We start from the raw sequence: 26,881 nt of genomic DNA on the forward strand, positions 1-26,881 counted from the left end.
TTCCTCGCCGCGCTCGCGGCGGGCGTCCTCGCGGCGGCCGCCGCGGGCGCGCTCCTCGCCTCGCGCGTGACCCGGCCGGTGGACGCGCTGCGCTCCGCCGCGCTGCGCGTCGCGGCGGGCGACCTCGGCGCGCGCGTCGAGGGCGTCGGCGCCTCCGGAGAGGTGGGCGAGCTCGTGCGCGCGTTCAACGGCATGACCGCCGATCTGGCCGCGAGCCGCGGCCGGCTCGCGCAGGCCGAGCGCATCGCCGCGTGGCGCGAGGTGGCGCGGCGGCTCGCCCACGAGATCAAGAACCCGCTCACCCCCATCGCCATGAGCGTCGAGACGCTGCGCGACGCGCACGCCCGCGGTCGGCGGGACTTCGGTGAGATCTTCGACGAGGGCACGCGCGCGATCGGCGAGGAGGTCCGGCGCCTGAAGCGCATCGTCGACGAGTTCAGCCGGTTCGCGCGGCTGCCCGCTCCCGAGCGGGCCGCGATCTCCCCGGAGGAGCTCGTCCAGTCGGTGCTCGCGCTCTTCCCGACCCCGCCCGAGGGCGTCGTCGTGGCGCGCGAGGTCGAGCCCGGGCTGCCGCCGGTGCTCGCCGATCGCGATCAGATCCTGCAGGTGCTCCTGAACCTCGTGGGGAACGCGCTCGACGCGATGCCGGCGGGCGGGACCCTCCGGCTCGCGGCGCGCCGCGCCGGCCCGGCGGTGGCGTTCTCCGTCTCCGACACCGGCCCGGGCATCGGCCCGGAGGAGCTGCCGCGCGTCTTCGAGCCCTACTTCACCACGAAGGAGGGCGGCACCGGCCTCGGCCTCGCCATCGCGCAGCGCATCGCGGAGGAGCACGGCGGCGCGCTCGAGGTCGCCTCCGTGCAGGGCGCGGGCGCGACGTTCACGCTGACGCTTCCGCCGGCCGCGTAGGTTTCAATCCCTCGGGTCAGCGAACGGGAGTCGCCTTCAACGCCGCCTTCCCGTCCTTCACGTACACCTGGAACCGGACGGTCCGGCAGGCGTACTTCGAGACGAGGGCCGCCTTGTTGGAGGCGAGCTTTTGGGCGAACCGCTCGAACGTGAGCCCGCCCGCCGCCTCCCCGCACTCGCCCCGCGTGCGGAGGAAGTCGGAGAAGACCTGACGCCAGTGGCCCTGCTCGTCGTCGCCGTCGGGGGCTGCGGCCTGGGCGGCGGCCTGCAGGAGCTCTGCGGGCGCCGCGAGCGGCTCTTCCGCGGGCGCCGGGGGAACGATCACGCCCGCGCGCGCCGCGTCCGCGTGCCCGGGGGCGGGCGCGGGAGGAGCCGGCGGCGCCGCGCTCGCCTCGGCCGCAGGAGCGAGCGGCTCGGGGGCGCGCAGCGGGAACTCGAACGCGGACGGGTCCGCCTCGGCGGGCCGCGCGGCGCGCGCGAAGAGATCCTCTGCGGGCGCCGGCGCCGCCGCGGGCGGCGTCGAGGCCGCCTCGGCGGCGCGGTTCAGCGCGGCGGCCACCGTCCCGAGCTGGCCGGCGAGCTCCGGCACGCGCGCGGAGAAGTCGCCCTTCTCGAGGCGCGCCGCCGCCGAGAGGAGCGACTCGGGGAGCATGGGGGCGGGCTCCGCCGCGCGGACGAGGACGCCGAACAGGCCCGCGAGCACGATCGCGAGCCCCAGCGCGCCGATCGCCTGCCACTGGAGGATCACGATGGGCGCGAGGCTCGAGGCGGTGGGAGCCACCGCGATCACCGCGGCCCCCTTCACGCCCTCGAGCGCCACCGAGCGGACGCGGTAGCCGGGCGCGGACGCGCCGAGGAGCGGCGCCCGGGGGAGCTTCACGGCGCTGACCCCGAGGTCCACCGGCCCGAGCCGGCCGGCGTCCGAGGTCACGCCGAAGATGCTCGCGGCCTTCACGATCGCGGCCTCGTCGGCGAGCGGGAGGATCCCGACGGCGATGGGCTTCGCCTCGGGCGCGACGAGCAGCACCGGCACCCTCGAGGCGGCGGCGATCCCGCGCGCGAACGCCTCGCCCACCGGCGCGAGCACGAGCACCCCGGCGCCGTCGCCCGCCGGCGCCGCGGCGGCGAAGAGGAGCTTGCCGCCGGCGCGGACGTGACCGCGCGGCGATCCACCCTCCACCGCGGCGCGGAGCAGCGCTGCGGCCTCGCCCGCCCCCGCCTCGCGACGCTCGAGCGTCTCGCGCGACGCGGCGATCACGGTGGTCCCCTCCGGCAACCGGAACCCGAGGGCGCGCTCCGCTCCGGCGAGCGCGGCCCGTGCGGCACGCTCCGTGACGAGCTCCGCGGCGGCGGGGTCCGACCCCGCGGGCGCGACGGCGCGCGTCCGGTGGGCCCGGGCGGCGGGGTCGGTCGCGGAGGCACCCCCGGAGGCGAGGGTCCCTGCGAGCGCGGGGTCGCGCGCGACGAGCGCGGCGGCGGCGGCAGCGTCGTGTGCGAGCGCGCTCTTCGCGGCCTCGGCGTGCTGGGCGGCGGAGGCGACGTCGGCGTCCACGGCCGCGAGCGCCTCCTCACGCATCGTGCGGGTATGGAGGTACACCGCCACGCCCGCCGCCGCGACGACGACGAGCGCGAAGAGCCAGAGCTTGAGCCGGTTCATTGCCCCTCGGCTTATAGGCCGGCGATCGGAGGGGTGTCAAACCGATGGCCCGATCGGCGATCGGGCGCTATCGCCCGGAAGGACTGGCGAAATCGGCGTTTCCACAGCGGTCGAGGACGCGGCGGAGCCCCGCCGCGAACTCGGGCGGCGGGGGGAGCAGCGACACGACCAGGTGGCCCTGCCGCTCGAAGTCGTAGAAGAAGCCGGGCTGCACGACGACGCCGTCCTCGAGGAGGTCGAGGCAGAGCGCCTCCTCGTCGATCGTCTCGCCGATGCGGAGCACCGCGCTCCAGCCGCCGGCGGAGGCGAGCACGTCCGCCGCCGCACCGCGGACCCCCGCGAGGGTGGCGCGGTTCGCCGCGAGCCGGACGCGGAGCGGCGCGAGGAAGCGCTCGCGCCCCGCCAGGAGCCCGGGCAGCGCGAGCTGCGCCGGCCCGGAGACGGAGAGGTACGCGTCCGAGACCACCTCGAGGCGAGCGAGGGCGGGCTCGACGCGGGCCGAAGGCCCCGCGACCGCGATCCAGCCGACCTTGAGCTGCGGGAGCCCGCACACCTTGGAGAGGCCCGACAGGTGGAACGCGAGCGCCTCGCGTTCGCCCGCAGCGACGCTCGGGCACGGCCGGAGCGCACTGTCGGCGAACACCTCGTCGCCGAGGAGCGCGAGATCGTTCGCGGCGCACAGCCGATCCAGTCCGGCGAGCTCCTCCGCGTCGAGCACCGCGCCCGTCGGATTGGCCGGCGAGACGACCACCACGGCGCGCGTCCGCGGCCCGATCGACGCCTCGAGCGCGGCGCGATCGAGGTGCCAGCTCCCGTCGTAGCGCATCGGGTAGCGGACGAGGCGGACCGCCTCGAGGTCGGCGAGGAGGTCGAGCAGCGGGTACGACGGCGCCGGCACCAGCACCTCGTCGCCGGGATCGCAGAGGAGCTTGAAGAGGAGCGCGTACGCCTCGCTCGTCGAGGCGGTGAGGAGGACCCGGCCCGGGTCCACCGCCGCGCCGCGCGCCGCGAGATAGCGCGAGACCGCCTCCCGCGCCGCGAGGAGCCCCTGCGGCGTCGGCTCGTAGGACGCGACGCGCGGATCGGCGAGCGCGGCGGTGAGCTCCGCCGGGTCCCAGGCGAGGCCGGCCCGGGTGGGATTCGACTCGGCGAGATCCAGGACCGGCCGGCCGCTCGCGCGGAGCGCGTCGGTGCGCGCCGCGAGCGCGTTGGCGGCGAGATCCCAGGCGGTGCGCGAGGAGAGCACGGCGGGATCCTACCGCGGGGCCGTCACGTTTCCGGCTTAGTTGACTCACTCCCGGGCCGGTCCTATGACCGCCGGCAACCGGGGAAAAGGCGCCCCGGTACTCTCCCCGGAGGCAACCTCATGAAGAGACTGGTCGTCGCGCTGGTCCTGCTCGCGCCCCTCGCCGCCGTGGCGGACGAGGGCATGTGGACGTACGACGCGTTCCCCAGCGACAAGGTGGAGAAGAAGTACGGGTTCCGGCCGAGCGACGCGTGGCTCGAGAACGCCCGCCTCTCCTCGGTGCGCCTCGCCGGCGGCTGCTCCGCGAGCTTCGTCTCCGAGGACGGCCTCGTGATGACGAACCACCACTGCGCGCACGAGTGCATCGAGCAGCTCTCGACCGCGCAGAAGGACTTCGTGAAGAGCGGCTTCTACGCGAAGACGCAGGCGGACGAGGTGAAGTGCCCGACCGTCGAGGTGAACCAGCTCGTCCAGATCAGCGACGTGACGCAGCGGGTCCGCGCCGCGACGAAGGGGCTCGAGGGCGAGGCGTACCACAAGGCGCTGCAGGGCGAGATGGCGCGGATCGAGAAGGAGTGCCAGACCTCGCCCGACCTGCGCTGCGACGTCGTGACGCTCTACCAGGGCGGCGTCTACGACCTCTACAAGTACCGCCGGTTCCAGGACGTGCGCCTCGTGTTCGCGCCCGAGTTCGCCATCGCCTTCTTCGGCGGCGATCCCGACAACTTCATGTTCCCCCGCTACGACCTCGACGTGTCGTTCCTGCGCGTCTACCAGGGCGGCAAGCCCGCGAAGATGAAGAACCACTTCCGCTGGTCGCAGAAGGGCGCCGAGGCGGGCGAGCTCACGTTCGTCTCCGGCCACCCGGGCGGCACCGACCGCGCGCTCACCGTGGCCCAGCTCGCGATGCAGCGCGACGTCGTGCTCCCGGACCGGCTGCAGAGCCTCGCGGAGCTGCGCGGCCTCCTCACGGGCTTCCAGATGCTCGGCCCCGAGCAGAAGCGCATCTCGAACGCCCACCTCTTCTACGTGGAGAACGGCTACAAGGCGCTCCGCGGCCGGTTCCTCGCGCTCCAGGACCGCGCCTTCTTCCGGTCGCTCGTCGCGAACGAGGAGGCGCTGAAGGCGGCGCTCGCGAAGGATCCCCGCGGCAAGGACGCGCTGCCCGCGTTCGACGCCATCGCGAAGGCGCAGGACCGCGTGCTGCAGCTCCGTGACGAGTACAACTCGCTCGAGGGCGGGTTCAGGAACAGCACGCTGTTCGCCATCGCGCGCGACCTCCTCCGCGGCGCGGCGGAGCGGCAGAAGGCGAGCCCGGACCGGCTCCGCGAGTTCCGCGACTCGAACCTGCCCGCGCTCACGCAGGAGCTGTTCAGCGAGGCGCCCATCTACCCCGAGTTCGAGACGCTGCTGCTCGGGCACTCGCTCTCCAAGATCCGCGAGCGGCTCGGCCCCGATCACCCGGTGATGAAGAAGCTCCTCGGGAAGGAGTCGCCGCAGGAGGTCGCGAAGCGCGTGGTCGAGACGACCAAGCTCCGCGACGTGGCGGTCCGCAAGCAGCTCTGGGAGGGCGGCGAGGCGGCCGTGAAGGGTGCGAACGACCCGCTCCTCGCGCTCGCCGCCGCCATCGACCCCGACGCGCGCGCCGTCCGCAAGACGTTCGAGGACGAGGTCGAGTCGGTCGTGCAGAAGAACCACGAGCGGATCGCGGAGGCGCGCTTCGCGGTCCAGGGGCGCACCACCTACCCCGACGCGACGTTCACGCTCCGCCTCTCGTACGGCGCGGTCGAGGGCTGGACCGAGAAGGGCAAGACGGTCGAGCCGTTCACGACGTTCGCCGGCGCGTACGAGCGCGCCACCGGGCGCGATCCCTTCGCGCTGCCGGAGAGCTGGCTCGCCGCGAAGGACCGGCTGAACCTCCAGACCCGCTTCGACTTCGTCACCTCGAACGACATCATCGGGGGCAACTCGGGCTCGCCGGTCATCAACAAGGACGGCGAGATCGTCGGCCTCGTCTTCGACGGCAACATCCAGTCGCTCGGCGGGGACTACGGCTTCGACCCGGCGGTGAACCGCACCGTGGCGGTCCACTCGGACGCGCTCATCGAGGCGCTGACGAAGATCTACGGCGCCGATCGCGTGGTGGCGGAGCTCCGTCCGCCCGCGAAGAGCGGCAAGGCGCAGAAGCCGGCGCGCGCGGCCCGCAAGTAACCGAACCGAGCCGTGCTGGACCTGGCCCGGGTGCCCTCCATGAGGCACCCGGGCCCTTCCTTTTCGGGGCCGGCGGTCGCCCCGCCCTGCTATCCTCCGCCGCCTCTTACGGCCCCATCCGCCACGAGACCGACATGAACCCGACCCCCGCCCCCACCGGCGCCCTGGACCGCTTCTTCGGCCTCACGGCGCGCGGCACGACGGTGCGCCGCGAGATCCTGGCCGGCGCCACGACGTTCGTGACGATGGCGTACATCGTCTTCGTGAACCCGGCGATCCTCGGCGGCGTCGCCGACGCGACCGGCGCGAAGCTCTCGCAGCCCGCCCTCCTCACCTCGACCGCGCTCGTGGCCGCGCTCATGACCCTGGCGATGGGCGTGTTCGGGAACCTGCCGCTCGCGCTGGCGGCGGGGATGGGCCTGAACTCGGTCGTGGCGTTCCAGCTCGTCGCGGCGCGCGGCCTCACCTGGCCCCAGGCGATGGGCGTCATCGTCGCCGAGGGTCTCGTCATCACCGCGCTCGTCGCCACCGGGCTCCGCCAGGCGGTCGTCCGCGCCGTGCCGATGAGCATGAAGCGGGCGATCGGCATCGGCATCGGCCTCTTCCTGGCCATCATCGGGTTCGTCGACGCCGGGTTCATCTCGCGCAACGTGGCGGACCCCGTGCCCGTCGCGCTCGGACAGGCCGGGCACCTCAGGGGCTTCCCCGTGGTGCTGTTCGCGCTCACCCTCGTGTTCACGGGCTGGCTCATCGCGCGGAACACCCGCGGCGCGCTGCTCATCGGGCTCGGCGCCTCGACCGCCATCGCCATCGCGGCGAAGGCGATGTTCGGCGGCGCGGCCGGGTTCAAGCCGTGGGAGGTCGTGCTCCCGACGTCGCCCTTCGCGCTGCCGGACTTCGGGCAGCTCGGCCACTTCGACTTCGGGTTCATCCACGTGCTCGGCGGCGCCACCGCGGCGCTCGTCGTCTTCTCGCTCATGCTGTCCGACTTCTTCGACACGGTCGGCACGGTCGTCGCGGTCGGGCAGGAGGCGAAGTACCTCGACGAGCGGGGCAACTTCCCGCGCCCGGGTACGGTCCTCCTCATCGACTCCCTCGCGGCGGTCGTCGGCGGTGCTGCCGGCTCGTCGTCGGCGACGACCTACGCCGAGAGCGCCGCCGGCGCGGCCGCCGGCGGACGCACCGGGCTCACCTCCGTCGTCACGGGCGCGCTGTTCGCGCTCTGCCTCTTCATCTCCCCGCTCGCGGGCGTCGTCCCGCCGCAGGCGACCGGCGCGGTGCTCGTGCTCGTCGGCTTCCTCATGATGCGCGACGTCGGGGCGCTGCCCTGGGAGGACCCGACCGAGTCGATCCCGGCGTTCCTCACCTTCACGGTCATGCCGTTCACCTACTCGATCACGAACGGCATCGGCGCCGGGTTCGTGTCGTTCGTCCTCCTGAAGGTGCTCCGCGGCCGCGTCCGCGAGGTCCACCCGCTCATGGCGGGGGCGGCGATCGCGTTCCTCGTCTACTTCGCGATCGGCTAGCGAGAGCGAGGACGCCCGCCGCAGGCCCGGGATCGTGCGCCGCAGCTAGGCGTCGCGCGGGACCGCGATCATCCGCTCCAAAGCCCTCCGCGCGCCCTCGGCGACGTCCAGCGGGACGTCGATCGCGTGCTTCCCGTGCTGGAGCGCGTCGCGGATCATGACGAGGTCGATCATCTTCATGTACGGGCAGTGCATCCGGCACCCGATGCAGCCGTCGGCGACGATGAACTCCTTGTCGGGCCAGCGCTTCTTCATCTGGTAGACGATGCCGTGCTCCGTCGCGACGATGAACGTCCGCGCCTCGGGGTGCTTCTCGACCGCGCCGAGCATGGCGGTCGTGGAGCAGACCTCGTCGGCGACGTCGATCACGTCGGCGCGGCACTCGGGGTGGGCGATGACGATGGCCTCCGGCCGCGCGTCCTTCACCCGGTTCACGTTCGCGGAGCGGAGCACGTCGTGGACGGGGCAGCAGCCGTCGTAGACGACGATCTCCTTCTCCGGCACCTTCCCCTTCACCCAGTTGCCGAGGTTCCGGTCCGGCGTGAAGAGGATCTTCCGCTGGGGCAGCGAGCGGACGACCGAGGCCGCGTTCGCGCTCGTGCAGCAGATGTCGGAGAGCGCCTTCACCTCCGCGGACGAGTTCACGTAGGTGACGACCGCGTGGTCCGGGTAGCGCTCCTTCCAGTCCTCGAGCGACTCCGGCGTGATCGAGTCCGCGAGCGAGCAGCCCGCCGAGAGGTTCGGCAGGAGCACGCGCTTCTCCGGCGCCAGCACCTTCGCCGACTCCGCCATGAAGTGGACGCCGCAGAACAGGATCGTGGACTGCGGGACCTTCTTGCCGGTGATCGCGAGCTGCAGGGAGTCGCCGACGTGATCGGCGATCTTCTGGACCTCGGGGAGCTGGTAGTTGTGCGCGAGGATGACCGCGTCCTTCTCCTTCGCGAGCGCGCGGATCTCCTCCTCGAGCTCGCGCACGTCGTCCTCCGGGAGGTCGCTGCCGGACTCGGGGCTCGCGACGGGGTCGTGGATGGGGAAGGCGGGGAGGGTCATTCTTTCACCCGGGCGCCGCGCGCGGGCTTGATGTCGCCCGTGCCGGCGGGAAAGAGACGCCAGAACTCGCGGCGGACGAGGCCGACGAGCGTCGCGGACTTGGAGAACCCGTGGTAGCGGGCGACGGCGTCCAGCATGGCCGTGTCCTCGTCCGTCGCCGAGAAGCTGCGGACCTTCGCGGCGCGCCCGTTGGTCTTCCTCGTCATCATTCAGGAACTATTATATAACTCTTGCGTAGCGACCACAACCCGCCCCGTGAAGCTCGCCGTCACCACCCCGCTCCGCCCCTCCCCCGCCGAGGAGGCCTCCGCCCGCGCCGCCGCGGCGCGGCACGGCCTCCTCTTCTGCGCCCGGGGAAACCGCTCGCTCGACGCGGTGCGCGCCGAGGCCGGGGCGGACGCGCTGCTCGTCCTCTCGGCACGCCACGCCGCGCTGCGCGTGGACGGGGCGGAGCACGTCTGGTCGCCCGGCATGGGCGCCCTCCGCGCGAAGCGCGTCGCCGCGGCGGCCCGGGGCGAGGACGCGGGGCCGCCGGATCCGTTCCTCGCGGCCGCCGACGTCCGCCCGGGCGACGCGATCCTCGACTGCACCCTCGGGCTCGGCGCGGACGCGCTCGTCGCGGCGGTGGCGGTGGGTCCGGACGGCCGCGTGGTCGGGCTCGAGGCATCGCCGGCGCTCGCGGCGTGGGTCGCCGAGGGGCTCGCCCGGCACGCGGACCCGGCGGCGCGCCGGATCGAGGTGCGCCCGGAGGAGCACGCCGTCGCGCTCGCCGCGCTGCCGCCCCGCAGCTTCGACGTGGTGGTGTTCGACCCGATGTTCCGCCACGCGCGCGCCGAGCCCGGCGGCTTCGACCTCGTCCGCCGGCTCGCCGAGGGGCGCCCGCTCGCGCCCGACGCGATCCTGGCCGCGCGCCGCGTGGCGCGGCGCTGGGTCGTGGTCAAGGACGGCGCGCCCGGCTGGGACCTCGCGCGCCTGGGGCTCGTTCCGCTGCCGAGCGCGCGCGGGGCGCACCGGTATTACGCGCGGCTCGGGGGCCTCTGACCGGGCGCTGCGCCTTCGCCCCTGCCCGCCGGATCCGCGCGCCGCCGAGGGCGCCTCACCGCCGCGAGGGCGCCCGCGGGCTCGCTTCGCTCGCGCGTCGCGCATCCGCGCGTTCGCCCTCGATGAAGAAAGGCCGGACGCCCCTTCGGGCGCCCGGCCTGTCTCGTCGCGGCTCGCGGACGGCGCGGTCCTAGGCCTGCGCCGCCGTCTCGGCGTGCTCGTGCGGCTCCTCCGGCGAGTGCCGCAGGAACGTCTCCGGGTGCTCGAGGACGAGCGCCTCGCGCAGCACCTCGTCGGCGCTCTCCACGGTGACGATCTGCAGCCGCTCGCGGACCATCTTCGGGATGTCGCGGACGTCCTTCGCGTTCTCCTTCGGGATGAGGACCTTCTTGATCCCGCCGCGGTGCGCCGCGAGGACCTTCTCCTTGAGCCCGCCGATCGGCAGGACGCGCCCGCGCAGCGTGATCTCGCCGGTCATGGCGACGTCCTTGCGGACCGGGAAGCGGCAGAGCGCGGAGACGAGCGTCGTCGCCATCGTGATGCCCGCGGACGGACCGTCCTTCGGGATGGCGCCCTCGGGCACGTGGACGTGGATGTCCACGTTCTCGAGGAAGCGCTTGTCGAGCCCGAGGAGATCGGCGCGCGAGCGGACGTAGCTCATCGCGGCCTGGGCGGACTCCTGCATCACCTCGCCGAGCTTCCCGGTGATCATGAGCTTGCCCTTGCCGGGCATCACCTGGGCCTCGACGGTGAGGAGCTCGCCGCCGAGCTCGGTCCAGGCGAGGCCGGTCGTCAGGCCGATCTGGTCCTCCTCCTCCGCGGTGCCGTACCGGAACCGCGGCGGGCCGAGGTACTTCTGCACGGCCTTCTCGGTGACGACGTACTGCTTGCCGTCGAGCGAGCCGCTCTTCAGGACGTCCTTCGCGATCTTGCGGAACACCGAGCCGATCTCGCGCTCCAGCGAGCGGACGCCGGCCTCCTTCGTGTACTTGTGGATGAGGGCCTTGAGCGCGCGCCGCCTCCACTCGACGGGGACGTTCTCGAGCCCGTTCACCTCGCGCTGCTTCGGGATCAGGTAGCGCTGGGCGATCGAGAGCTTCTCGAGGTCGGTGTACCCGGCGATCCGGATGACCTCCATGCGGTCCTGCAGCGGCCCGGGGATCCCGCCCATCGTGTTGGCCGTGCAGATGAACATGACCTTGGAGAGGTCGTAGTCGAGATCGAGGTAGTGGTCGTTGAAGCTGTAGTTCTGCTCCGGGTCGAGCACCTCGAGCAGCGCGGCGGAGGGATCGCCGCGGAAGTCGGTGGACATCTTGTCCACCTCGTCGAGGAGGAAGACGGGGTTCCCCGAGCCCGACTTCTTGAGCGACTGGATGATCTTGCCGGGCAGCGCGCCGATGTACGTGCGCCGGTGGCCGCGGATCTCGGCCTCGTCGCGGACGCCGCCGAGGCTGATGCGCACGAACTTGCGGTTCATCGCGCGCGCGATCGAGCGCGCGAGGGAGGTCTTGCCGACGCCGGGCGGCCCGACGAAGCAGAGGATGGGGCCGCGGATCTTCTCGACGAGCTTCTGGACGGCGAGGTACTCGAGGATGCGATCCTTCGGCTTCTTGAGCCCGTAGTGATCCTCGTCGAGGATCCGCTCGGCCTCCGGGATCTCGAGCTTGTCCTCGGTGTACTCGTACCAGGGGAGCGAGAGGATCCAGTCGATGTAGTTGCGCACCACCGTGGCCTCGGCGCTCATCGGGCTCATCATCTTGAGCTTCTTGAGCTCCTTCTTGGCCTTGAGGGTGGCCTCCTTCGACATCTTCTTGTTCTTGATCTTCTCCTCGAGCTCCTGGATCTCGTTCTTGAACTCGTCGCGCTCTCCGAGCTCCTTCTGGATCGCCTGCATCTGCTCGTTGAGGTAGTACTCCTTCTGCGTCTTCTCCATCTGCTTCTTGACGCGCGTCCGGATCTTCTTCTCGACCTGCAGGATCTCGATCTCGCCCTGCATGAGCTCGTAGAGCTTCTCGAGGCGCTTGGTGGGCGACTCGGTCTCGAGGATCGACTGCTTGTCGTTCAGCTTGAGGGAGAGGTGCGCGACGATCGTGTCGGCGAGCCGGGCCGGGTCGTCGATCGACGCGACGCTGGTCAGCATCTCCGGCGGGATCCGCTTGTTGAGCTTGACGTAGGCCTCGAACGTCGACTGCACGGAGCGCATCAGCGCCTCGAGCTCGACGGTCCTGTCGCTCGTCTCCTCGATCTCGTCGGCCTCGGCGAGCAGGAACCGGTCGGAGTCGAGGAAGCGCCGCACGCGCGCGCGGAGCTTGCCCTCCACGAGCACCTTCACGGTGCCGTCGGGGAGCCGCAGCAGCTGGATGATCGTGCCGATGGTCCCGACCGCGAAGATGTCGTCCGAGGAGGGCTCGTTCGTCTTCGCCTTCTTCTGGGCGCAGAGGAGGATGGTCTTGTCATGGGCCATCGCCTCCTCGAGGGCCGCGATGGACTTCTGCCGGCCGACGAACAGCGGCACCACCATGTGCGGGAACACGATGATGTCGCGGAGCGGGAGGAGCGGCAGGCTGCGGCTCTTCTTCCCGTCCCTCTTGCCGTCGTCGTTGCGCGAGAAGATGGGCACGTCGTTCTGCTCCTTGGAGCCAAGCGGGGGAACCCGCCGGCGGTTCGAGATTTCTACCACCATGTAACAGCGAACCGGCCGGGCTTCTTCGAGCCGAACCGTGCGCACCGCACAGGGACTTCGCGTGCCCGGCCGGGCACGCCGCGAGCGCTCCCGCAGGCACCTGGCGGGGCAGCGCGTGCGGGGCGAGCCGCTCCCCTCCGTGGCGGCGCGGAGGCGACCCGCCCCTGAACGGCGCGCACGCCGGTGCAATTCCCGCGCGGGTCCCGCGCACCGCCGGGCAGCCGTGCCTCCGCCCCGGCGGCGCGCCACCGCCCGCTTGGCGCCCTGGCTGCCGGGCAGATAGAACCAGGGGCGATGACCTTCGCCGAGGCCACCGCCCTCCTCCGCGCCTCCGAGATCGGACGGCGCACCCTCGTCTCGACGCCGTTCGGCGCGCGGCTCGTGACCTACGCCGACCTGACCGCCTCCGGCCGCGCGCTCTCCTTCGTCGAGGCGCGCATCGCCGCGGCGCGGCCGCTCTACGCGAACACGCACACCGCGATCTCCACCACCGGCCGCACCATGACGCGCCTGCGGGAAGACTCGCGCCGGGCGATCGCCCGCTGCGTGAACGCCTCCGCCGACGACGTGGTGCTCTTCGTGGGGAGCGGCGCGACCGCAGCGGTGAACAAGCTCGTGGGCCTGCTCGGCCTGCGCGTGTCGGAGCCGCTGGAGCGCCGCTACGGCCTCTCGCGCGCGATCCCCGACGACGAGCGCCCCATCGTGCTCGTCTCGCCATACGAGCACCACTCGAACGAGCTGCCGTGGCTCGAGTCCGTCGCGGACGTCGTGGAGGTGGAGCTCGACGTCGCGGGGCGCCTCGATCTCGACGACCTCGCCCGGAAGGCCCGGGCGCACGCCGGCCGTCCGCTCCGCGTCGGCGCCTTCTCCGCCGCCTCGAACGTGTCCGGGGCGCTCTCGGACGTGCCGGCGATCGCGCGCGTCCTCCACGCGCACGGCTTCTTCGCCTGCGCCGACTACGCGGCGGCGGGGCCCTACGTGCCCGTCGACATGCACCCCGCCGATCCGGCCGAGCGGCTCGACGCCATCTTCTTCTCCACCCACAAGTTCCTGGGCGGGCCGGAGGGCTCGGGCGTGCTCGTCGCTCACCGCGAGCTGTTCCGCAGCCGCGCACCCGAGCGGCCGGGCGGCGGCACCGTGGACTACGTCGGCCCCGGCGAGGCGCCGGCGAAGGCGGCGCACGCGCGCCTCTCGGTGGACTACACCCACCGGCTCGCCGAGCGGGAGGAGGGCGGGACGCCCGACATCCTGGGCGACGTCCGCGCGGGCCTCGCGTTCCTGGTGAAGGAGCTCGTGGGACCGGAGCGCATCCTCGCCCACGACCTCGCGCTCGGAGAGACCGCCTGCGCCCGGTTGCGCCGTCACCCGCGCGTCCGGCTCTACGGGCCCTCCGGCGGGCCGCGCCTGCCCATCCTGTCGTTCAACGTCGAGGGGCTCCACCACGGGCTCGTCTCGACCCTGCTCGACGATCTGTTCGGCATCCAGAGCCGCGCGGGCTGCTCCTGCGCCGGGCCGTACGGGCACCGGCTCCTCGGCATCGGCCCGGACCGCTCCGCCGAGTTCCGGCGCGCGATCGCCGCGGGGGTGCAGGCGTTGAAGCCCGGCTGGGTCCGGATCTCCCTGCCCTACCACGCGACCGCCGAGGAGGTGGACTTCCTCCTCGCCGCCATCGAGCTCCTCGCCGACGAGGGCGAGGCGTTCGTGCCGCTGTACCGGCTCGGCTGGATGGACGGGAGCTGGCGGCTCGTCGAGGCACCGCCCCCGGATCCACGCCCGGTGGATCTCGACGTCTCGACGCTGCCCGAGCTCGCGGCGCCTGCCGCGCCTGCGGAGCCGCCCCTCTCGGACGAGGAAGCGGCCGCGCTGCGGCGAGGCTACCTCGCCGAGGCGCGCCGGCTCGCGACCGAGCTGCGCGCGCGCTGGGCGGCGGCGCCGCCGCGCTGGAACACGCCGACCGGCGACGCGCTCGCCGATCGCCTCGCGTGGTTTCGGTACGTCCACGCGAACGTCTGAGACGCGAACGGGGCCGCCCGGAGGCGGCCCCGTCGAGGAGCGGGCGCGGCGGCAGGGCCTACGCGCTCTCCGCCTCCTTCTGCATCACGACGAGCGGCGCCTCCTTCTTGTCGATCACGTCCTCGGAGATCACGATCTCGCGGACGTTCCTGCGGCTCGGCACGTCGTACATGATGTCGAGCATCGCGCTCTCGAGGATGGCGCGCAGGCCGCGGGCGCCGGCCTTGTTCTTCATGGCCGCGCGCGCGATCGCCTTGAGCGCGCCGTCCGTGAACTTGAGCGACACGCCGTCCATCTCGAGCAGCTTCTTGTACTGCTTCACGAGCGCGTTCCGCGGCTTCGTGAGGATCTCGATGAGCGCCGGCTCGTCCAGCTCCTCGAGGCTCGTGATGACCGGGAGCCGCCCGACGAACTCGGGGATCATCCCGAACTTGAGCAGGTCGTCCGGCTCCACCATCGCGAGCAGCTCGCCGATGTTCTTCTCGCTCCTCGAGGTGACGTCGGAGCCGAAGCCGAGGCTGCGCCCGCCGGAGCGGCGCTCGATGATCTGCTCGAGGCCGCAGAAGGCGCCGCCGCAGATGAAGAGGATGTTCGTCGTGTCGACCTGCAGGAACTCCTGCTGGGGATGCTTCCGGCCGCCCTTCGGCGGGACGTTCGCGACGGTGCCCTCGATGATCTTGAGGAGCGCCTGCTGGACGCCCTCGCCCGAGACGTCGCGGGTGATGGAGGGGTTCTCGCTCTTGCGGGCGATCTTGTCGATCTCGTCGATGTAGACGATGCCCTTCTGCGCCCGCTCGATGTCGTGATCGGCGGCCTGCAGCAGGTTCACGATGATGTTCTCGACGTCCTCGCCGACGTAGCCCGCCTCGGTGAGCGTCGTCGCGTCGGCGATCGTGAACGGGACGTTCAGGATCTTGGCGAGCGTCTGCGCGAGCAGCGTCTTGCCGGAGCCGGTCGGGCCGAGGAGCAGGATGTTGGACTTCTGCAGCTCCACGTCGTCGATCGAGACCCGGCTCTCGATGCGCTTGTAGTGGTTGTGAACGGCGACGGCGAGCGTCTTCTTGGCCCGCTCCTGCCCCACCACGTACTCGTCGAGGATGGTCTTGATCTCCGACGGGCGCGGCACGCGCAGCTTCTGCTCGCGCTTCTCCTCGCCGGCGATCTCCTCCGCGATGATGTCGTTGCAGAGGCCGATGCACTCATCGCAGATGTAGACCGTCGGTCCCGCGATGAGCTTCTTGACCTCTTTCTGCGACTTTCCGCAGAAGCTGCAGCTCAAGGTCTCGCGCTTCTCCAAAGCCTACCTCCTCGTCACGAGCACGCTCACCCGGCTGCTGCCCCTCGGGGTACCCCGGCGCGACGCCCTCTGAATATTACTGCGACTTCTTCTCCATCGCCTTCGGCTTGTGCACGATGACGTCGTCAATGAGGCCGTACTCCTTGGCCTCGCCGGCCCCCATGAAGTAGTCGCGATCGGTGTCCTTCTCTATGCGCTCCAGCGCCTGGCGGGTGTGCTTCGCGAGGATGTCGTTCAGCTTCGCCTTGAGCCGCAGGATCTCTCGCGCCTGGATGTCGATGTCGGTTGCCTGGCCCTGGAAGCCGCCCATGGGCTGGTGGATCATGATGCGCGCGTTCGGCACGGCGAACCGCTTGCCGGCCGCCCCCCCGGCGAGGAGGAACGCGCCCATGCTCGCCGCCTGCCCGAGGCAGATCGTGGACACCTGCGGCTTCACGTACTGCATGGTGTCGTAGATGGCGAGGCCGGAGGTCACCGAGCCACCCGGGCTGTTGATGTAGAGGCTGATGTCCTTGTCCGGGTCCTCGGACTCGAGGAACAGGAGCTGCGCGATGACGACGTTCGCGACGTCGTCGTCGATCGGCGTGCCGAGGAAGACGATCCGGTCCTTGAGCAGGCGCGAGTAGATGTCGTAGCTGCGCTCGCCGCGGTGCGTCTGCTCGACGACGTACGGCATCGGGATGTAGGGCATGGCTTTGACCCCGTTCTCAGGCGGACTGGATGTTGGCGGACGAGGACAGCAAGGCGAGCGCCTTGTCCTCCCGTACCCTGTTCTTTAGTGCTTCCCGCGCGTCCTTGCCGCGCATCTGCTGCTGGACCTTCGCAAGGGGCGCCCCGAGCTCCTCCGCGATGCGGGCGGCCTCGGCCTGCAAGTCCTCGTCCGTGACCTCGAGCTTCTCGGTGTCGGCGATCGCCTCGAGGAGGAGCGCGCCCCGGACCTGGAGCAGCGCCTGCTCGCGCATGTCCGCCCGCATCCGGGCGAAGTCGAGCTCGAGCTTCCGGATGTCGATCCCTGAGCGGGCGAACCGCTCGGCCGCACCCTCCAGCATCGCGTCGATCGCGCGCTCCACGAGCGCGGGGGGCACCTCGAACTCGTTCTTCTGGAGCGCCGCCTTGACGAGCGCGTCCTTCAGCTCGCTCTCGGCGCGCCGCTTCTCGCGCTTCTCGAGATCCGCGCGGATGCGCGCGCGGAGCGCGTCGAGCGTCTCGATGCCCTCGATGCCGACCTCCTTGGCGAGCGCGTCGTCGAGCGCGGGGAGCTGGCGCGTCCTGAGCGCCTTCAGGGTCACCTTCATGTGGGCGACCTTGCCGCGGAGCTCCTCCACCCGGTGGTCCTCGGCGAAGGGCTCGTCGATCTCGACCGTGTCGCCGAGCTTCTTGCCCTTCAGGGCCTCGAGGTTCCCGTCGGAGATCGCGCCCGGCGCGATCTTCACGGTGACGCCCTCGGCCTTGCCGCCCTCGAACGGCTTGCCCTCGATCGTCCCCTCGTGGTCGATGACCGCCCAGTCGCCCTCCTGAGCCTCGAACCGGCCCTCGACCGGGACGAGCTGCGACATCGACTCCTGGAGGCGCGTCAACTCGTCCGACACCATCGAGTCGGTGACCTCCGGCGGCTTCCGGGTGACCTCCAGTCCGCGGTAGTCCTTCGGCTCGATCCGGGGCTTCACCTCGACCCGCGCGGTGTAGCGGACCGGCTTGCCGTCCTGGACCCCCTCCGACACGGAGACGTGCGGCGGCGCGACGAGCGGGATGGACTCCACCTTCACGGCCTCGGAGAACGTCTGCTGGACGATCTTCTCGAGGACCTCGCTCTCGACCTCGGCGCGGAACTGGCGCTCGAGCACCTTGCGCGGCGCCTTGCCGGGGCGGAACCCGCGGAGCTTCACGCGACGCCCCAGCCCGACGTACGCGCGCTCGAGCTCCTGGGCGACGCGGTCGGGATCGACCTCGATGCTGACCTTCCTCTCGACGGGGGAGACGTTCTCGACCTGGATCTTCATGTCGTTTCGGGCCCTTCTGCGGGATCGGCGGAAAGCCGGTAGTGCTATGTGCGCCGGGCGGGCGCGGTCAAGCGCGAAATGGGCGGGGAGGGACTCGAACCCTCACGCCTCGCGGCGCCAGATCCTAAGTCTGGTGCGTCTGCCAGTTCCGCCACCCGCCCCGGTGGCGACGACGTTTACCACGCCCGCCGCAGACGACGGCCCGGGTTTGTAGTACGAGAGGGCCCGTGACGGTCGTCCACCAGCATCCCCCGGAAGAGAAGTGCCTGCCCGCCTGCCCCGCGTGGGCGGAGGGGGTGCTGGAGCTCTATGCCCTGCAGCGCCGCCACGCCGAGATGCTGGAGGCCTGCCGAGCGGCCCAGGCGATCGAGTGCGTGATCGTCGCGCCGGCGGCGCCCGGCGTGGAGCTCCCCGAGTACCTGCACGACGAGGAGCTCGTCCGGCTGAACCTCGTCGCCGGGCGCGACGCCCGGGAGGTGCTGCTCGACGAGTGGGGCGTGCGCGCCGAGCTGACGTTCCGCGGCCGCCGCTTCGACTGCGCCCTGCCGTGGCCGTCCATCATCGGCGGCATCCTGCGCCCGCCCGAGCGCAAGCGCCCCCGCTTCGGCGTGATCGAGGGCGGCAAGAAGGACTGAGCCCGCTCGTCCTCCCCGCCGGTGGCGCCGTGGCGCGTCCGTCTGCGCGCGCGCCGTCCGGAAAAAGGTCGACGGGGACCCGGCTCTCGCCAGGTCCCCGTCGTGTGAGCGCAGAAGGAATCGAACCTTCAACCTATGGATTAAGAGTCCATTGCTCTGCCAGTTGAGCTATGCGCCCGAATGCTGCTCGGGATGGCCGAGGGGCCGCGTATCTAGCAGCGTCCTCGCAGTATGTCAACGACGGCTTGGCGCAGCGTCATCATCCGGCTGCGCCTCCGCGCCGGACGCGTTTGGCGCGCCCGGAGGGTGGCGCGCCCGGAGGGAGTCGAACCCCCGACCCGCGGCTTAGAAGGCCGCTGCTCTATCCAGCTGAGCTACGGGCGCGTGAAAGTCGCAGGTCGTTCGTGCCCGCGGCCGAAGGTTCGTACGGGGCCAGTGTTGGCCCCGGGCCCCGGCCAGCTGAGCTACGGGCGCAGGTGCCGTTTGGTAAAACTGGGGTGAGTAAAGGGGCTCGAACCCTTAACCCCCGGATCCACAGTCCAGTGCTCTACCGATTGAGCTATACTCACCGTAAATACGATCTGGCGCGCCCGGAGGGAATCGAACCCCCGACCTGCGGCTTCGAAGGCCGACGCTCTATCCAACTGAGCTACGGGCGCGTGAAGCGGTGCGCGTCCTTGCCGGCGTGGCGAAGGTTCATACGGGGCCAGTGGTGGCCCCGGGCCCCGGCCAACTGAGCTACGGGCGCATACTGCTGGGGAACGCCGCGTTCTCGGCGTCCCGGCCATCCCATGCTGTCAAAGATCGGGGCGGCGGGATTCGGACCCGCGACCTCCTGCGCCCAAGGCAGGCGCGCTACCAGGCTGCGCTACGCCCCGGACGCTGGAGGAGGCCCGAGGCCACCCCGTTTCCGAGAACGCCCGTCATTAGCCTCTCGCCGTGCTGGCGTCAAGCGCCCTCGCGCGCGATCCGCTCGAGCCAGGGGCGGAGCTTCCGGAACGCGTCGCCCCGGTGCGAGAGCGCGTCCTTCTCCTCGGGCGAGAGCTCCGCCATCGTCCGCCCGTCCTGCGCGTCCGGCACGAAGAGGGGGTCGTAGCCGAACCCGCCGGACCCGCGTCGCGCGTGCCCGATGCGTCCGCGGCAGACCCCGGTCACGCTCGCGACGATCGTCCCGTCGGCGCGCGCCACGGAGAGCACCGCCTCGTACTCCGCGCCGCGCCGCCCGTCCGGCAGCCCGGCCAGGGAGCGGAGCAGCTTGTCGTTGTTGCGCTCGTCCCGCGCCGCCCTTCCCGCGACCGGTCCGAGCTCGGCGGCGGCGCCCTCGGCGAGCTCGCACACGGGGCTCGCCGGCGCGGGCCCCGGCTCCTCGTCGGACCAGCGCGCGGAGCGGACGCCGGGGGCGCCGCCGAGCGCGTCCACCGACAGCCCCGAGTCGTCGGCGAGCGCCGGCATGCCGGCGAACCGCGCGTACGCGGCCGCCTTCTTCTCCGCGTTCGCCTGGAAGGTGGCGCCGTCCTCCTCCACCTCGGGCAGGTCGCGCCCGAGGTCCTCCGGCGAGACGACGCGGATGGGGAGCCCGGAGACCAGCCGGCGCAGCTCGCGGAGCTTGCCGGGGTTCGTGGTGGCGAAGAAGAGGTCCACGCTCACCTCCGCAGCGCCTGCTCCTGGTGCTCCTGGAGGCGGCGGATCCCCTCGAGCGCCGCGTCGACCATCCGGTCGAGATCGGCGCGGGGGAACGGCTTCCCCTCCGCGGTCCCCTGCACCTCGACGAGCGCGCCGTCGCCGGTGGCGACGACGTTCATGTCCACCTCCGCGGTCGAGTCCTCCCCGTAGTCGAGGTCCACGCAGACCTCGCCCTCGACGATGCCGACCGACACCGCCGCGACGCTCCGCGCCACGGGGTTCCGGGCGATGGTCTTCCGCGACTGCAGCGCGCGGATGGCGAGGACGAGCGCCACGTAGCCGCCGGTGATCGCGGCCGTGCGCGTGCCGCCGTCGGCCTGGATGACGTCGCAGTCGAGCGTGATCGTCCGCGGCCCGAGCGCGCGGAGGTCGATCGCCGCGCGCAGGGCGCGGCCGATGAGCCGCTGGATCTCGAGCGTGCGCCCGCCCTGCTTGCCGCGCGCGGCCTCGCGGGCCATCCGCTCGTGCGTCGAGCGCGGCAGCATCCCGTACTCCGCGGTGACCCAGCCGGCCCCCGTGCCGTAGACGTGCGGCGGCACCTTCTCGTCGACGGTCGCGGTGCAGAGCACGTGCGTGTCGCCGAACCTCGCGAGGCAGGAGCCCTCCGCGTGCTTCGACACGCCGGGCTCGAGGACGACGTTCCGGAGATCCCGCTGGCCGCGACCGTTCGTGCGCATGGGGCGGCGAGATAGCACGGGGCGTCGGCCGCCGCCACGGTGTCGACCGCGCGGGGGCGGCGTGCTTTGCTGTCTCCGGAGGATCCGCATGCGCCCGCTCGTCGTCGCCATCGCCGCCTCGCTCGCCGCGGGCTGCCTCACCCCGAGCCGCGCAGGCCTCTGCTCCGGGGAAGATCGGCGCCGGTGCCTGGGCGTGGAGGAGTGCGCGACCGACCGGACCCGCGGCTGCGTCGTGTGCGCCTGCCGGTCCTGGGACGACACCTCCCCCGTCACGCCCGCGGGGGCCTATCCGGAGGGCGAACGCCCCGGTCCCCCGCTGCCGGCGCCCGGGACACGCTGACCGCGAGCGCTGGCCCAGGTGCCCGGCGCGCGGGTCTAGGGCCCCGCGGCTCCGACGCTTCTTCGACAGGCTCAGGTTCGACTGTCCGGGGGACGCAGCGGAGTGACGGGAAGCCCCGTCCTCTAGCGCCCGGCCCGGCGCGTCGCGTTCCGCCAGGCGGCGACGCCCTCCGCGACCGCGGCGGCGATCCGCTCCTGGTACTCGGGCGTGCGCAGCCGCGCCGCCTCCCCGTCGTGCGAGATGAAGCCGACCTCGAGGAGCACCGCGGGCATGCGCGCGCCCGCGAGCACGTAGAACGGCGCCTGCTTCACCCCGCGGTCCTCGGCGCCGAGCGCGCTCACGAGCTTCTCGTGCACCGCGTACGCGAGCCGCGAGGAGCCCGCGAGCGCGTCCTGGTCCTCGAGGTCCTGGAGGATCGCCGCCACGGGATCGGCGGGATCGAGCTCCGGCTCTCCGGCGAGCCGATCGGCGTTCTCGCGCGCGGCCACCGCCGTCGCCGAGGCGTCGGTCGCGTCGGCGGAGAGGAAGTAGGTCTCGACGCCGGCGGAGTGCCGGCGCGCCTCGGCCGAGGGCATGGAGTTGAGGTGCACCGAGACGAACAGGTCGGCGCGGAGCGCGTTCGCGATGGCGGCGCGGTTCGCGAGCGGCACGCCGATGTCGCCGGTGCGGGTGAGCACCACCTTGCCGCCGATCGTCCGGAGCCGCGCGGCCACGCGGCGCGCGATCTCCAGCGCGACGTCCTTCTCCTTGTCGCCGAGCGGCGAGAGCGCGCCCTCCTGATCGCCGCCGTGCCCCGGATCCACCACGGCGACGAAGCCGGGCGCGCGCGGCGCGGCGGCGAGGAGGAGCGCGGCGGCGAGCGGGGCGAGCATCGCCCGTGAATTCTAGCAGAGGGCCGGCCGGCGTCCCGCTCCACGGCCTTGCTCACGGCCGCCGCGCCTCCGCTCCGCCGAGCTGGCTCTCCGCCTAGAGGACCTCGAGGCGGGGAGGCTCACCCGCGACCACCTCGCCGATCTCGACGGCGGCGACGCCGGCGGCGCGGAGCGCCTCGAGCACCCCGGCGGCGCGGCCGGGATCGACGGCGGCGAGGAGCCCGCCGTTCGTCTGCGCGTCGGCGAGGACGATGGGCGTCGTCGGGTGGAGGCCCTCGGCGAAGTGCACGTTCGGCCGGACCCAGGCGAGGTTCGCGCGCGAGCCGCCGGGCACGATCTCCCTCGCGGCCAGATCCTGGACGCCGGGCAGCACCGGGATCGCCTCGGCGCGGAGCCGGAGCGTCACCCCCGAGCCCTCCGCCATCTCCCAGCCGTGGCCGAGGAGCCCGAACCCGGTGACGTCCGTGAGGGCGTGCACGGCGCCGCTCGCCGCGAGGATCTCGCCCGCCGTCCTGTTGAGCGCGCTCATCACCTCGATGGCGAGGTCCACGAGCGCGGCGCCGGCTTCCTCCCGCTTGATGGCAGTGGTCACGATGCCCATCCCGAGCGGCTTCGTGAGGAGGAGGACGTCGCCGGGGCGCGCGCCGACGTTCCGGAGGATGCGATCGGGGTGGACGATCCCGGTGACCGCCATCCCGTACTTGGGCTCGGGGTCGTCGATGGAGTGGCCGCCCAGGATGGGCGCGCCGGCGAGCCGCGCCGACTCCGCCCCGCCGCGCAGCACCTCGCCGAGCAGCTCCATCGGCAGCTTCCCGACCGGCCAGCTCACGAGGTTGAGCGCGAAGAGCGGCCGGGCGCCCATCGCCCACACGTCCGAGAGCGCGTTCGCGGCGGCGATCCGCCCGAACCAGTACGGGTCGTCCACCACGGGGGTGAAGAAGTCGACCGTCTCGACGATCGCCTCGGTGTCCGAGAGCCGGTACACCGCGGCGTCGTCGCGCGTCTCGGTCCCCACGAGCGCGCGCGGCTCCTCGATCCTGGGCACGTGGCGCAGCACCTGCGCCAGATCCGCCGGGCGGATCTTGCAGGCTCAACCCGCGCCGTGGCTGAAGCTCGTGAGGCGGATCTTCTTCTCGGGATCCATGCCGTTACCCCATACCGGCGGGCGGGCGCTCGGGCAACCGCGAGGCGCCCGCGGTGCTCTGGCGGCGGATACGCGACCCGGGCCAGCGCGCACGGCGCGTCGAACGTCGACTCCGGCGGCCTCGGCTCGGAGCAGGGGGCGGCGAGGCGTCCGTCGCGGAGCCTCGTCACCGCGGGCCGGAGGACGGGCGGCTATCCTCCGGCGACCTGGAGGTACAGCTCCGCGTTCCGGTTGCCGGGCGAGATCTCGAGCACGGCGCGCCACTGCGCCACCGCGTCGTCCCTGCGCCCGCCGCCGTACAGCGCGAGCCCGAGGTTCAGCCGGGCGAGGACGTACGTGGGGTTCTGCCGCACGACCTCCTCGTACTCGCTGATGGCCGCCTCCCGATCGCCCGCGTCCCGGAGCGCGCCCGCGAGCTTCGCGCGGACGTCGCAGAACGCGGGCCCGAGCGCGAGCGCGCGCCGGTACTCGGCGATCGCCTCCTCGTGGAGCCCGGAGGAGAGGTACACGTCGCCGATGTCGGCGTACATGTTCGCGAGCTTGCCCTGGACGTAGCGATCCAGCTTCCCGTGGGCGGCGCCGGAGCGCGAGAGCGCGTGCCGGTAGGTCTCCTGCGCCTCGCGGTACTTGCCCGTGTCGTTGTAGGTGACCGCGAGGTTGAGCGCGGCGTCCGTGTACCCCGGGTTGATCCGGAGCGCCGCCTCGAACGCCCGCAGCGCTTTCTGGTACTGCCCCTGGTCGTGGTAGACGACCCCGAGCATGTTGTAGACGTCGGCGAAGGACGGGTTCGACTCGACGACCTGCGTCAGGTACGTCTCCGCGAGGCCGTAGTCCTTCTTCAGATAGTACGCGCGCCCGAGCGCGAGCGCCTGCTTCAGGGTGTCGTCCACGGGACCCTCCCGGCCGCGCAGCGTAGCACGCGCCGCGCCGCCGGACGGTCGATCCCGACCTCGCGTCGCGGCCGAGGCGAGGTCGCCGGGACTCCGCGGCCAGGCCGCGCGCGCAGGACTCCGAGGCCCGGCCGCCCGCGGGGCGCACCGGACCCCAAGCGCGACGCCCGGTCACAGCCCGGAGACGATCGTCCAGCGCTCTCCCTCGCGCAGGAGCTCGTACCGCGAGCGCAGCGCCCGCGGCGCCTCCTCGCCGACGGTGAGCTCCTGGTCCTCGCCCACGATCGCGCGATCCCGCTCCACGCGGATCTGCCACGCGAGGATGCGCACGCGCGCCGGCGGTCCCGCGCGCAGGTCCTCGCCGAGCCGCGCGAGCAGCGCGTCACGTCCGCCGGCACCTGCGTAGCGCTCCGAGACGAGCCGCGCGTAGGCCTCCGCGTCACGCCGGTTGAAGGCGTCCTCCCGGCGGAACAGCGCGGCGAGCACGCCCTTCAGCTCCGCGAACTGACGGCCGTCGGAGCACCACCCCGCGGCGCTGCAGCGGGACATCTCGAACGCCTCGCGCCCCACGTAGGAGATCCGCGCGCGCTCCTCCTGCCACGCGACGTCCCCGTCCGCCTCCACGACGGCCAGGACCCGCGCCTTTCCCCGATCCATCGCGACCACGACGTCCGCGTAGCGCACCGAGCGGAGCGAGGCGATCCCGCCCGCGCGGAAGCCGTAGACGTCCGGCACCCGGGCGCGGTCCTGCTTCGCGAGCGCGGCCTTCACCTGCGTCTCGGGGCTCGCCAGCGCGAGGCGCGGGTCGCCGCAGGAGACCTTGCCCCACAGCGCCCAGACCACGAGGGCGGCGGCGACGGCGGCGAGCGACGGGACGAGGTGGGGAGCGCCCACCCGCGTGGCGCGCTCACGCCGGCCGCGGGCGCGCTCGCCGAGCTCCGGCGGCGGCGCGGCCGGCGGCTCACCGGATCGACGCAAGGAGCTTCTCCGCCTCCGGGCGCCGCGGGTCCTGCGGGTGCTTCACGATGAGCTTCTGCAGGGCGGAGCGGGCGCGGTGCTTCTCGTCGATCTCCAGGTAGGAGTGCGCGAGCTTCATGAGCGCCTCCACCTCGTGGCGCGAGCCGGGGTACTTCGAGACGAGCGCCTCGTAGCGCCCGGCCGCGCCGGCCCAGCGCCCGCGCTTGTAGTAGTACTCGCCCACGTACCACTCGTGGCTCGCGAGCCGCCCCTCCGCCTCGGCGAGGAGCTTCTTGGCCTCCGGCGCGTACTTCGAGTCGGGCTTCGCCTGCACGAAGTCGCGCAGCGCGCGGGCGGCCTTCTCCACCTGACGCTGGTCCTTCTCGTACGCCGGCGGGAAGAGCACGAAGTCCCCGGGCGCGTCGCGGAGGTACGACACCCCGACGCGAAGCTCCGCGAGCTCCACCTCCTCGTGCGTCGGGTGCATCGTGACGAACTGCTGGTACGCGTCGGCCGCCTCGACGTAGCGCTCCTGCTTGAACTTGAGATCGGCGAGCCGGAGCTCGGAGAGCGGCGCGTACTTCGAGAACGGGTACTTGGTGCGGACGTACTCGAAGAACTTCACGGCCTCGGAGTAGTTGTCGTGCTTCAGCTCGTCGACGCCGGCTTCGTAGTTGGCCTCGGCCGTGGCCCCGTACTTGAGCTGGCCGGTGAAGCTGACGCGCTTGGAGCCACACGCGGCGAGGAGGACCGAGAGCGCGAGGGCGGCGGGGAGGCGCATGAGGCCGGGAGGATAACAGAGGCCCGCCCGGCGCGCAGCCGCCAGCGACGGCGTCAGCCGTCCTCCCAGATCCCGAGGACCCTCGCCACGACCGGGCCCGCGAACCCGCGCCCGAGGAGAAAGCGCGCGAGCCGCCGGCGCGCGCGGTCGTCGAGGGTCTCGAGCGCGGCCCCGCGCGCCCGGCGCTCCGCGAGCGCCCGGCACAGCGCGACCTCTCCGCCCTCCCCTCCCTCCGCCACCGCGCCGGCGATCGCCGCGCGCGCCGCGTCGCCGGGGATGCCCGCCGTGCGGAGCCGCCGCTCCGCCAGCCGGGGGCCGAGCCGGCCGGGCGCGACGAGCGCCCGGGCGCGGGCCCGGGCGTACGCGGCGTCGTCGAGGTAGCCGAGGCGCCGGAGCCAGCCCACCACCGCGTCCGCCTCGGCGGAGAGCTCGGCCTTGGCGAGCCGGGCGCGGACCTGCGCCTCGGTGCGGGCGCGGCTCGCGAGGAAGCGGAGCGCGAGCGCCTTGGCGCGCGCGAGCGGGGGAGCGTCGTCGGGCATCGGCCGCGGCGAGGGTACCACGCGCCCCGCGGCGGGTCGGCCGGCCCCGCGGAGCCCGGTCGATCTGGCCGCAGGAGCGATCCAGAGCGGCGGGGTCTCCGCCTCAGCCCGCGATGGTGAGCGATAGCTCGGCGCCGTTGCAGACGATGCGCGCGATCTGGCCCTCGCGCCGCGCGGTCGTCGCGCCGAGCTGCGTCTCGCCGACGTTCCACGCCGGCCCGAGCGCCTTCACGAGATCGTCGCGGATGCGATCGCAGCCGTTCGACGGCGGCCGCGTCGCGAGCGAGACGGCCCGGACCCTGGGCAGATCCGCCTTGCCCGTGATCCTCACCTCGTCGAAGTGGACGCCCGCGACGACGAGCTCGGCCCTGGCGGTGGTCGCCCGGCCCCCGGCGACGCTCGCGTCGCGGGCGTTCGGGTCGAGGCGCGCGAGCGCGGCGTGCGCGCCGTCCCATGCCTCGCCGGGGAGGACGGGCAGGGCGGTCTCGATGGCGGGGCCGGAGCGGTGGCAACCCGCGGCGAGGACGGCGAGGAGGGCCGCGGCGGCGGCGCGGGGGAGCGAGGTGCGGGACACGGATGACCTCCTGTTGGAGCGAGCGGCGCGGGTATAGCGCCACTCGCCCCGCGGAGGAAGCCCCGACGCGGGGTCCGTGTGGGCTCCAACGTTCACGGGCGCCGCGCGCGGCGCAGCCCCGTGAATCCTTCAGAACCGCTCGATCTGGAAGTCGTCGTC

The 26,881-nt window shown here is 72.7% G+C and carries 24 protein-coding genes and 6 tRNA genes; 7 read left to right on the forward strand and 23 right to left on the reverse strand.

Annotated features, from left to right (window positions below; translation table 11 throughout):
* On the forward strand, window positions 1-906 hold a 906-nt coding region (locus tag MLV88_RS22010; RefSeq protein ID WP_243338694.1), incomplete at its 5' end, for a sensor histidine kinase.
* A 16-nt stretch (window positions 907-922) separates the two neighbouring features.
* Here the strand turns inward: MLV88_RS22010 and MLV88_RS24365 are convergent.
* Window positions 923-2,563, reverse strand: a complete 1,641-nt coding sequence (locus tag MLV88_RS24365; protein WP_277957079.1) for an MXAN_5187 family protein — start codon at window positions 2,561-2,563, stop codon at window positions 923-925.
* A 67-nt stretch (window positions 2,564-2,630) separates the two neighbouring features.
* Window positions 2,631-3,809, reverse strand: coding sequence for a pyridoxal phosphate-dependent aminotransferase (locus tag MLV88_RS22020; RefSeq protein ID WP_242339847.1), 1,179 nt, complete (start codon window positions 3,807-3,809; stop codon window positions 2,631-2,633).
* Between the two features lie 120 nt (window positions 3,810-3,929).
* On the opposite strand from MLV88_RS22020, the gene MLV88_RS22025 reads away from it, so the two are divergent.
* Together MLV88_RS22025 and MLV88_RS22030 are read left to right on the forward strand one after the other, a co-directional pair.
* On the forward strand, window positions 3,930-6,020 hold the full coding sequence (locus tag MLV88_RS22025) for a S46 family peptidase (RefSeq protein ID WP_242339845.1): 2,091 nt from the start codon (window positions 3,930-3,932) through the stop codon (window positions 6,018-6,020).
* 134 nt (window positions 6,021-6,154) lie between these two features.
* Window positions 6,155-7,546: an NCS2 family permease gene (locus MLV88_RS22030; RefSeq protein ID WP_242339843.1), complete on the forward strand. Its 1,392-nt coding sequence runs from the start codon at window positions 6,155-6,157 to the stop codon at window positions 7,544-7,546.
* A gap of 45 nt (window positions 7,547-7,591) precedes the next feature.
* On the opposite strand, the gene nadA is transcribed toward MLV88_RS22030, so the two are convergent.
* Both nadA and MLV88_RS22040 read right to left on the reverse strand, forming a co-directional pair.
* A complete protein-coding gene (nadA, locus tag MLV88_RS22035) occupies window positions 7,592-8,596 on the reverse strand; it encodes a quinolinate synthase NadA (RefSeq protein ID WP_242339841.1) in 1,005 nt (334 codons plus the stop codon).
* Entirely contained in the window at window positions 8,593-8,802 is a 210-nt protein-coding gene (locus MLV88_RS22040; protein ID WP_242339839.1) for a hypothetical protein, read from the reverse strand. The genes nadA and MLV88_RS22040 overlap by 4 nt, the downstream gene beginning before the upstream one ends.
* A gap of 49 nt (window positions 8,803-8,851) precedes the next feature.
* On the opposite strand from MLV88_RS22040, the gene MLV88_RS22045 reads away from it, so the two are divergent.
* Window positions 8,852-9,637, forward strand: coding sequence for a class I SAM-dependent methyltransferase (locus tag MLV88_RS22045; RefSeq protein WP_242339836.1), 786 nt, complete (start codon window positions 8,852-8,854; stop codon window positions 9,635-9,637).
* A 190-nt stretch (window positions 9,638-9,827) separates the two neighbouring features.
* On the opposite strand, the gene lon is transcribed toward MLV88_RS22045, so the two are convergent.
* Window positions 9,828-12,251, reverse strand: coding sequence for an endopeptidase La (lon, locus tag MLV88_RS22050; protein ID WP_374112085.1), 2,424 nt, complete (start codon window positions 12,249-12,251; stop codon window positions 9,828-9,830).
* 363 nt (window positions 12,252-12,614) lie between these two features.
* Here lon and MLV88_RS22055 point away from each other — a divergent pair, with 363 nt between their 5' ends.
* Window positions 12,615-14,333 (forward strand): aminotransferase class V-fold PLP-dependent enzyme, encoded by a 1,719-nt coding sequence (locus MLV88_RS22055; RefSeq protein ID WP_242339832.1) that lies wholly within the window; start codon window positions 12,615-12,617, stop codon window positions 14,331-14,333.
* A 58-nt stretch (window positions 14,334-14,391) separates the two neighbouring features.
* On the opposite strand, the gene clpX is transcribed toward MLV88_RS22055, so the two are convergent.
* From clpX to MLV88_RS22075, 4 genes are all read right to left on the reverse strand, one after another.
* On the reverse strand, window positions 14,392-15,630 hold the full coding sequence (clpX, locus tag MLV88_RS22060; RefSeq protein WP_242339830.1) for an ATP-dependent Clp protease ATP-binding subunit ClpX: 1,239 nt from the start codon (window positions 15,628-15,630) through the stop codon (window positions 14,392-14,394).
* A gap of 76 nt (window positions 15,631-15,706) precedes the next feature.
* Entirely contained in the window at window positions 15,707-16,321 is a 615-nt protein-coding gene (gene clpP / locus MLV88_RS22065) for an ATP-dependent Clp endopeptidase proteolytic subunit ClpP (protein ID WP_242339828.1), read from the reverse strand.
* Between the two features lie 16 nt (window positions 16,322-16,337).
* Window positions 16,338-17,630: a trigger factor gene (tig, locus tag MLV88_RS22070; protein ID WP_242339826.1), complete on the reverse strand. Its 1,293-nt coding sequence runs from the start codon at window positions 17,628-17,630 to the stop codon at window positions 16,338-16,340.
* 79 nt (window positions 17,631-17,709) lie between these two features.
* A tRNA-Leu gene (locus tag MLV88_RS22075) sits at window positions 17,710-17,791 on the reverse strand.
* Window positions 17,792-17,857: 66 nt separating this feature from the next.
* Between MLV88_RS22075 and MLV88_RS22080 the strand changes: the two genes are divergently transcribed.
* Window positions 17,858-18,265 carry a hypothetical protein gene (locus tag MLV88_RS22080; protein ID WP_242339824.1) on the forward strand — a complete coding sequence of 136 codons (408 nt, stop codon included), beginning with the start codon at window positions 17,858-17,860 and terminating at the stop codon, window positions 18,263-18,265.
* A 105-nt stretch (window positions 18,266-18,370) separates the two neighbouring features.
* Here the strand turns inward: MLV88_RS22080 and MLV88_RS22085 are convergent.
* The 7 genes from MLV88_RS22085 to rph form a co-directional block, all read right to left on the reverse strand.
* Window positions 18,371-18,443, reverse strand: a tRNA-Lys gene (locus MLV88_RS22085).
* A gap of 129 nt (window positions 18,444-18,572) precedes the next feature.
* Window positions 18,573-18,649, reverse strand: a tRNA-Arg gene (locus MLV88_RS22090).
* A 109-nt stretch (window positions 18,650-18,758) separates the two neighbouring features.
* Window positions 18,759-18,834, reverse strand: a tRNA-His gene (locus MLV88_RS22095).
* Between the two features lie 13 nt (window positions 18,835-18,847).
* Window positions 18,848-18,924: transfer RNA gene (locus MLV88_RS22100), tRNA-Arg, on the reverse strand.
* A 145-nt stretch (window positions 18,925-19,069) separates the two neighbouring features.
* Window positions 19,070-19,143, reverse strand: a tRNA-Pro gene (locus tag MLV88_RS22105).
* A 70-nt stretch (window positions 19,144-19,213) separates the two neighbouring features.
* Complete coding sequence (rdgB, locus tag MLV88_RS22110) at window positions 19,214-19,906, reverse strand: RdgB/HAM1 family non-canonical purine NTP pyrophosphatase (protein WP_242339822.1); 693 nt, start codon at window positions 19,904-19,906, stop codon at window positions 19,214-19,216.
* 2 nt (window positions 19,907-19,908) lie between these two features.
* Window positions 19,909-20,625: a ribonuclease PH gene (rph, locus tag MLV88_RS22115; RefSeq protein ID WP_242339820.1), complete on the reverse strand. Its 717-nt coding sequence runs from the start codon at window positions 20,623-20,625 to the stop codon at window positions 19,909-19,911.
* An 88-nt stretch (window positions 20,626-20,713) separates the two neighbouring features.
* Here rph and MLV88_RS22120 point away from each other — a divergent pair, with 88 nt between their 5' ends.
* Window positions 20,714-20,965, forward strand: a complete 252-nt coding sequence (locus MLV88_RS22120; RefSeq protein WP_242339818.1) for a hypothetical protein — start codon at window positions 20,714-20,716, stop codon at window positions 20,963-20,965.
* 122 nt (window positions 20,966-21,087) lie between these two features.
* Here MLV88_RS22120 and MLV88_RS22125 read toward each other — a convergent pair whose 3' ends face one another.
* The 7 genes from MLV88_RS22125 to MLV88_RS22155 all read right to left on the reverse strand — a co-directional run bounded on the left by MLV88_RS22125 (window position 21,088) and on the right by MLV88_RS22155 (window position 26,722).
* On the reverse strand, window positions 21,088-21,837 hold the full coding sequence (locus tag MLV88_RS22125; protein ID WP_242339816.1) for an N-acetylmuramoyl-L-alanine amidase family protein: 750 nt from the start codon (window positions 21,835-21,837) through the stop codon (window positions 21,088-21,090).
* Between the two features lie 94 nt (window positions 21,838-21,931).
* Window positions 21,932-22,981 (reverse strand): selenide, water dikinase SelD, encoded by a 1,050-nt coding sequence (selD, locus tag MLV88_RS22130; protein WP_242339814.1) that lies wholly within the window; start codon window positions 22,979-22,981, stop codon window positions 21,932-21,934.
* A gap of 191 nt (window positions 22,982-23,172) precedes the next feature.
* Entirely contained in the window at window positions 23,173-23,871 is a 699-nt protein-coding gene (locus MLV88_RS22135; protein ID WP_242339812.1) for a tetratricopeptide repeat protein, read from the reverse strand.
* A 171-nt stretch (window positions 23,872-24,042) separates the two neighbouring features.
* Window positions 24,043-24,849 carry a nuclear transport factor 2 family protein gene (locus MLV88_RS22140; protein ID WP_242339810.1) on the reverse strand — a complete coding sequence of 269 codons (807 nt, stop codon included), beginning with the start codon at window positions 24,847-24,849 and terminating at the stop codon, window positions 24,043-24,045.
* Complete coding sequence (locus MLV88_RS22145; RefSeq protein ID WP_242339808.1) at window positions 24,833-25,609, reverse strand: outer membrane protein assembly factor BamD; 777 nt, start codon at window positions 25,607-25,609, stop codon at window positions 24,833-24,835. Before MLV88_RS22145 ends, MLV88_RS22140 begins: the two co-directional genes overlap by 17 nt.
* Window positions 25,610-25,662: 53 nt before the next feature.
* Complete coding sequence (locus MLV88_RS22150) at window positions 25,663-26,148, reverse strand: RecX family transcriptional regulator (protein ID WP_242339806.1); 486 nt, start codon at window positions 26,146-26,148, stop codon at window positions 25,663-25,665.
* 103 nt (window positions 26,149-26,251) lie between these two features.
* Complete coding sequence (locus tag MLV88_RS22155) at window positions 26,252-26,722, reverse strand: hypothetical protein (protein WP_242361338.1); 471 nt, start codon at window positions 26,720-26,722, stop codon at window positions 26,252-26,254.
* Between the last annotated feature and the right edge of the window lie 159 nt (window positions 26,723-26,881).

This window comes from Anaeromyxobacter soli (assembly GCF_022808855.1).
Lineage (GTDB): Bacteria > Myxococcota > Myxococcia > Myxococcales > Anaeromyxobacteraceae > Anaeromyxobacter > Anaeromyxobacter soli.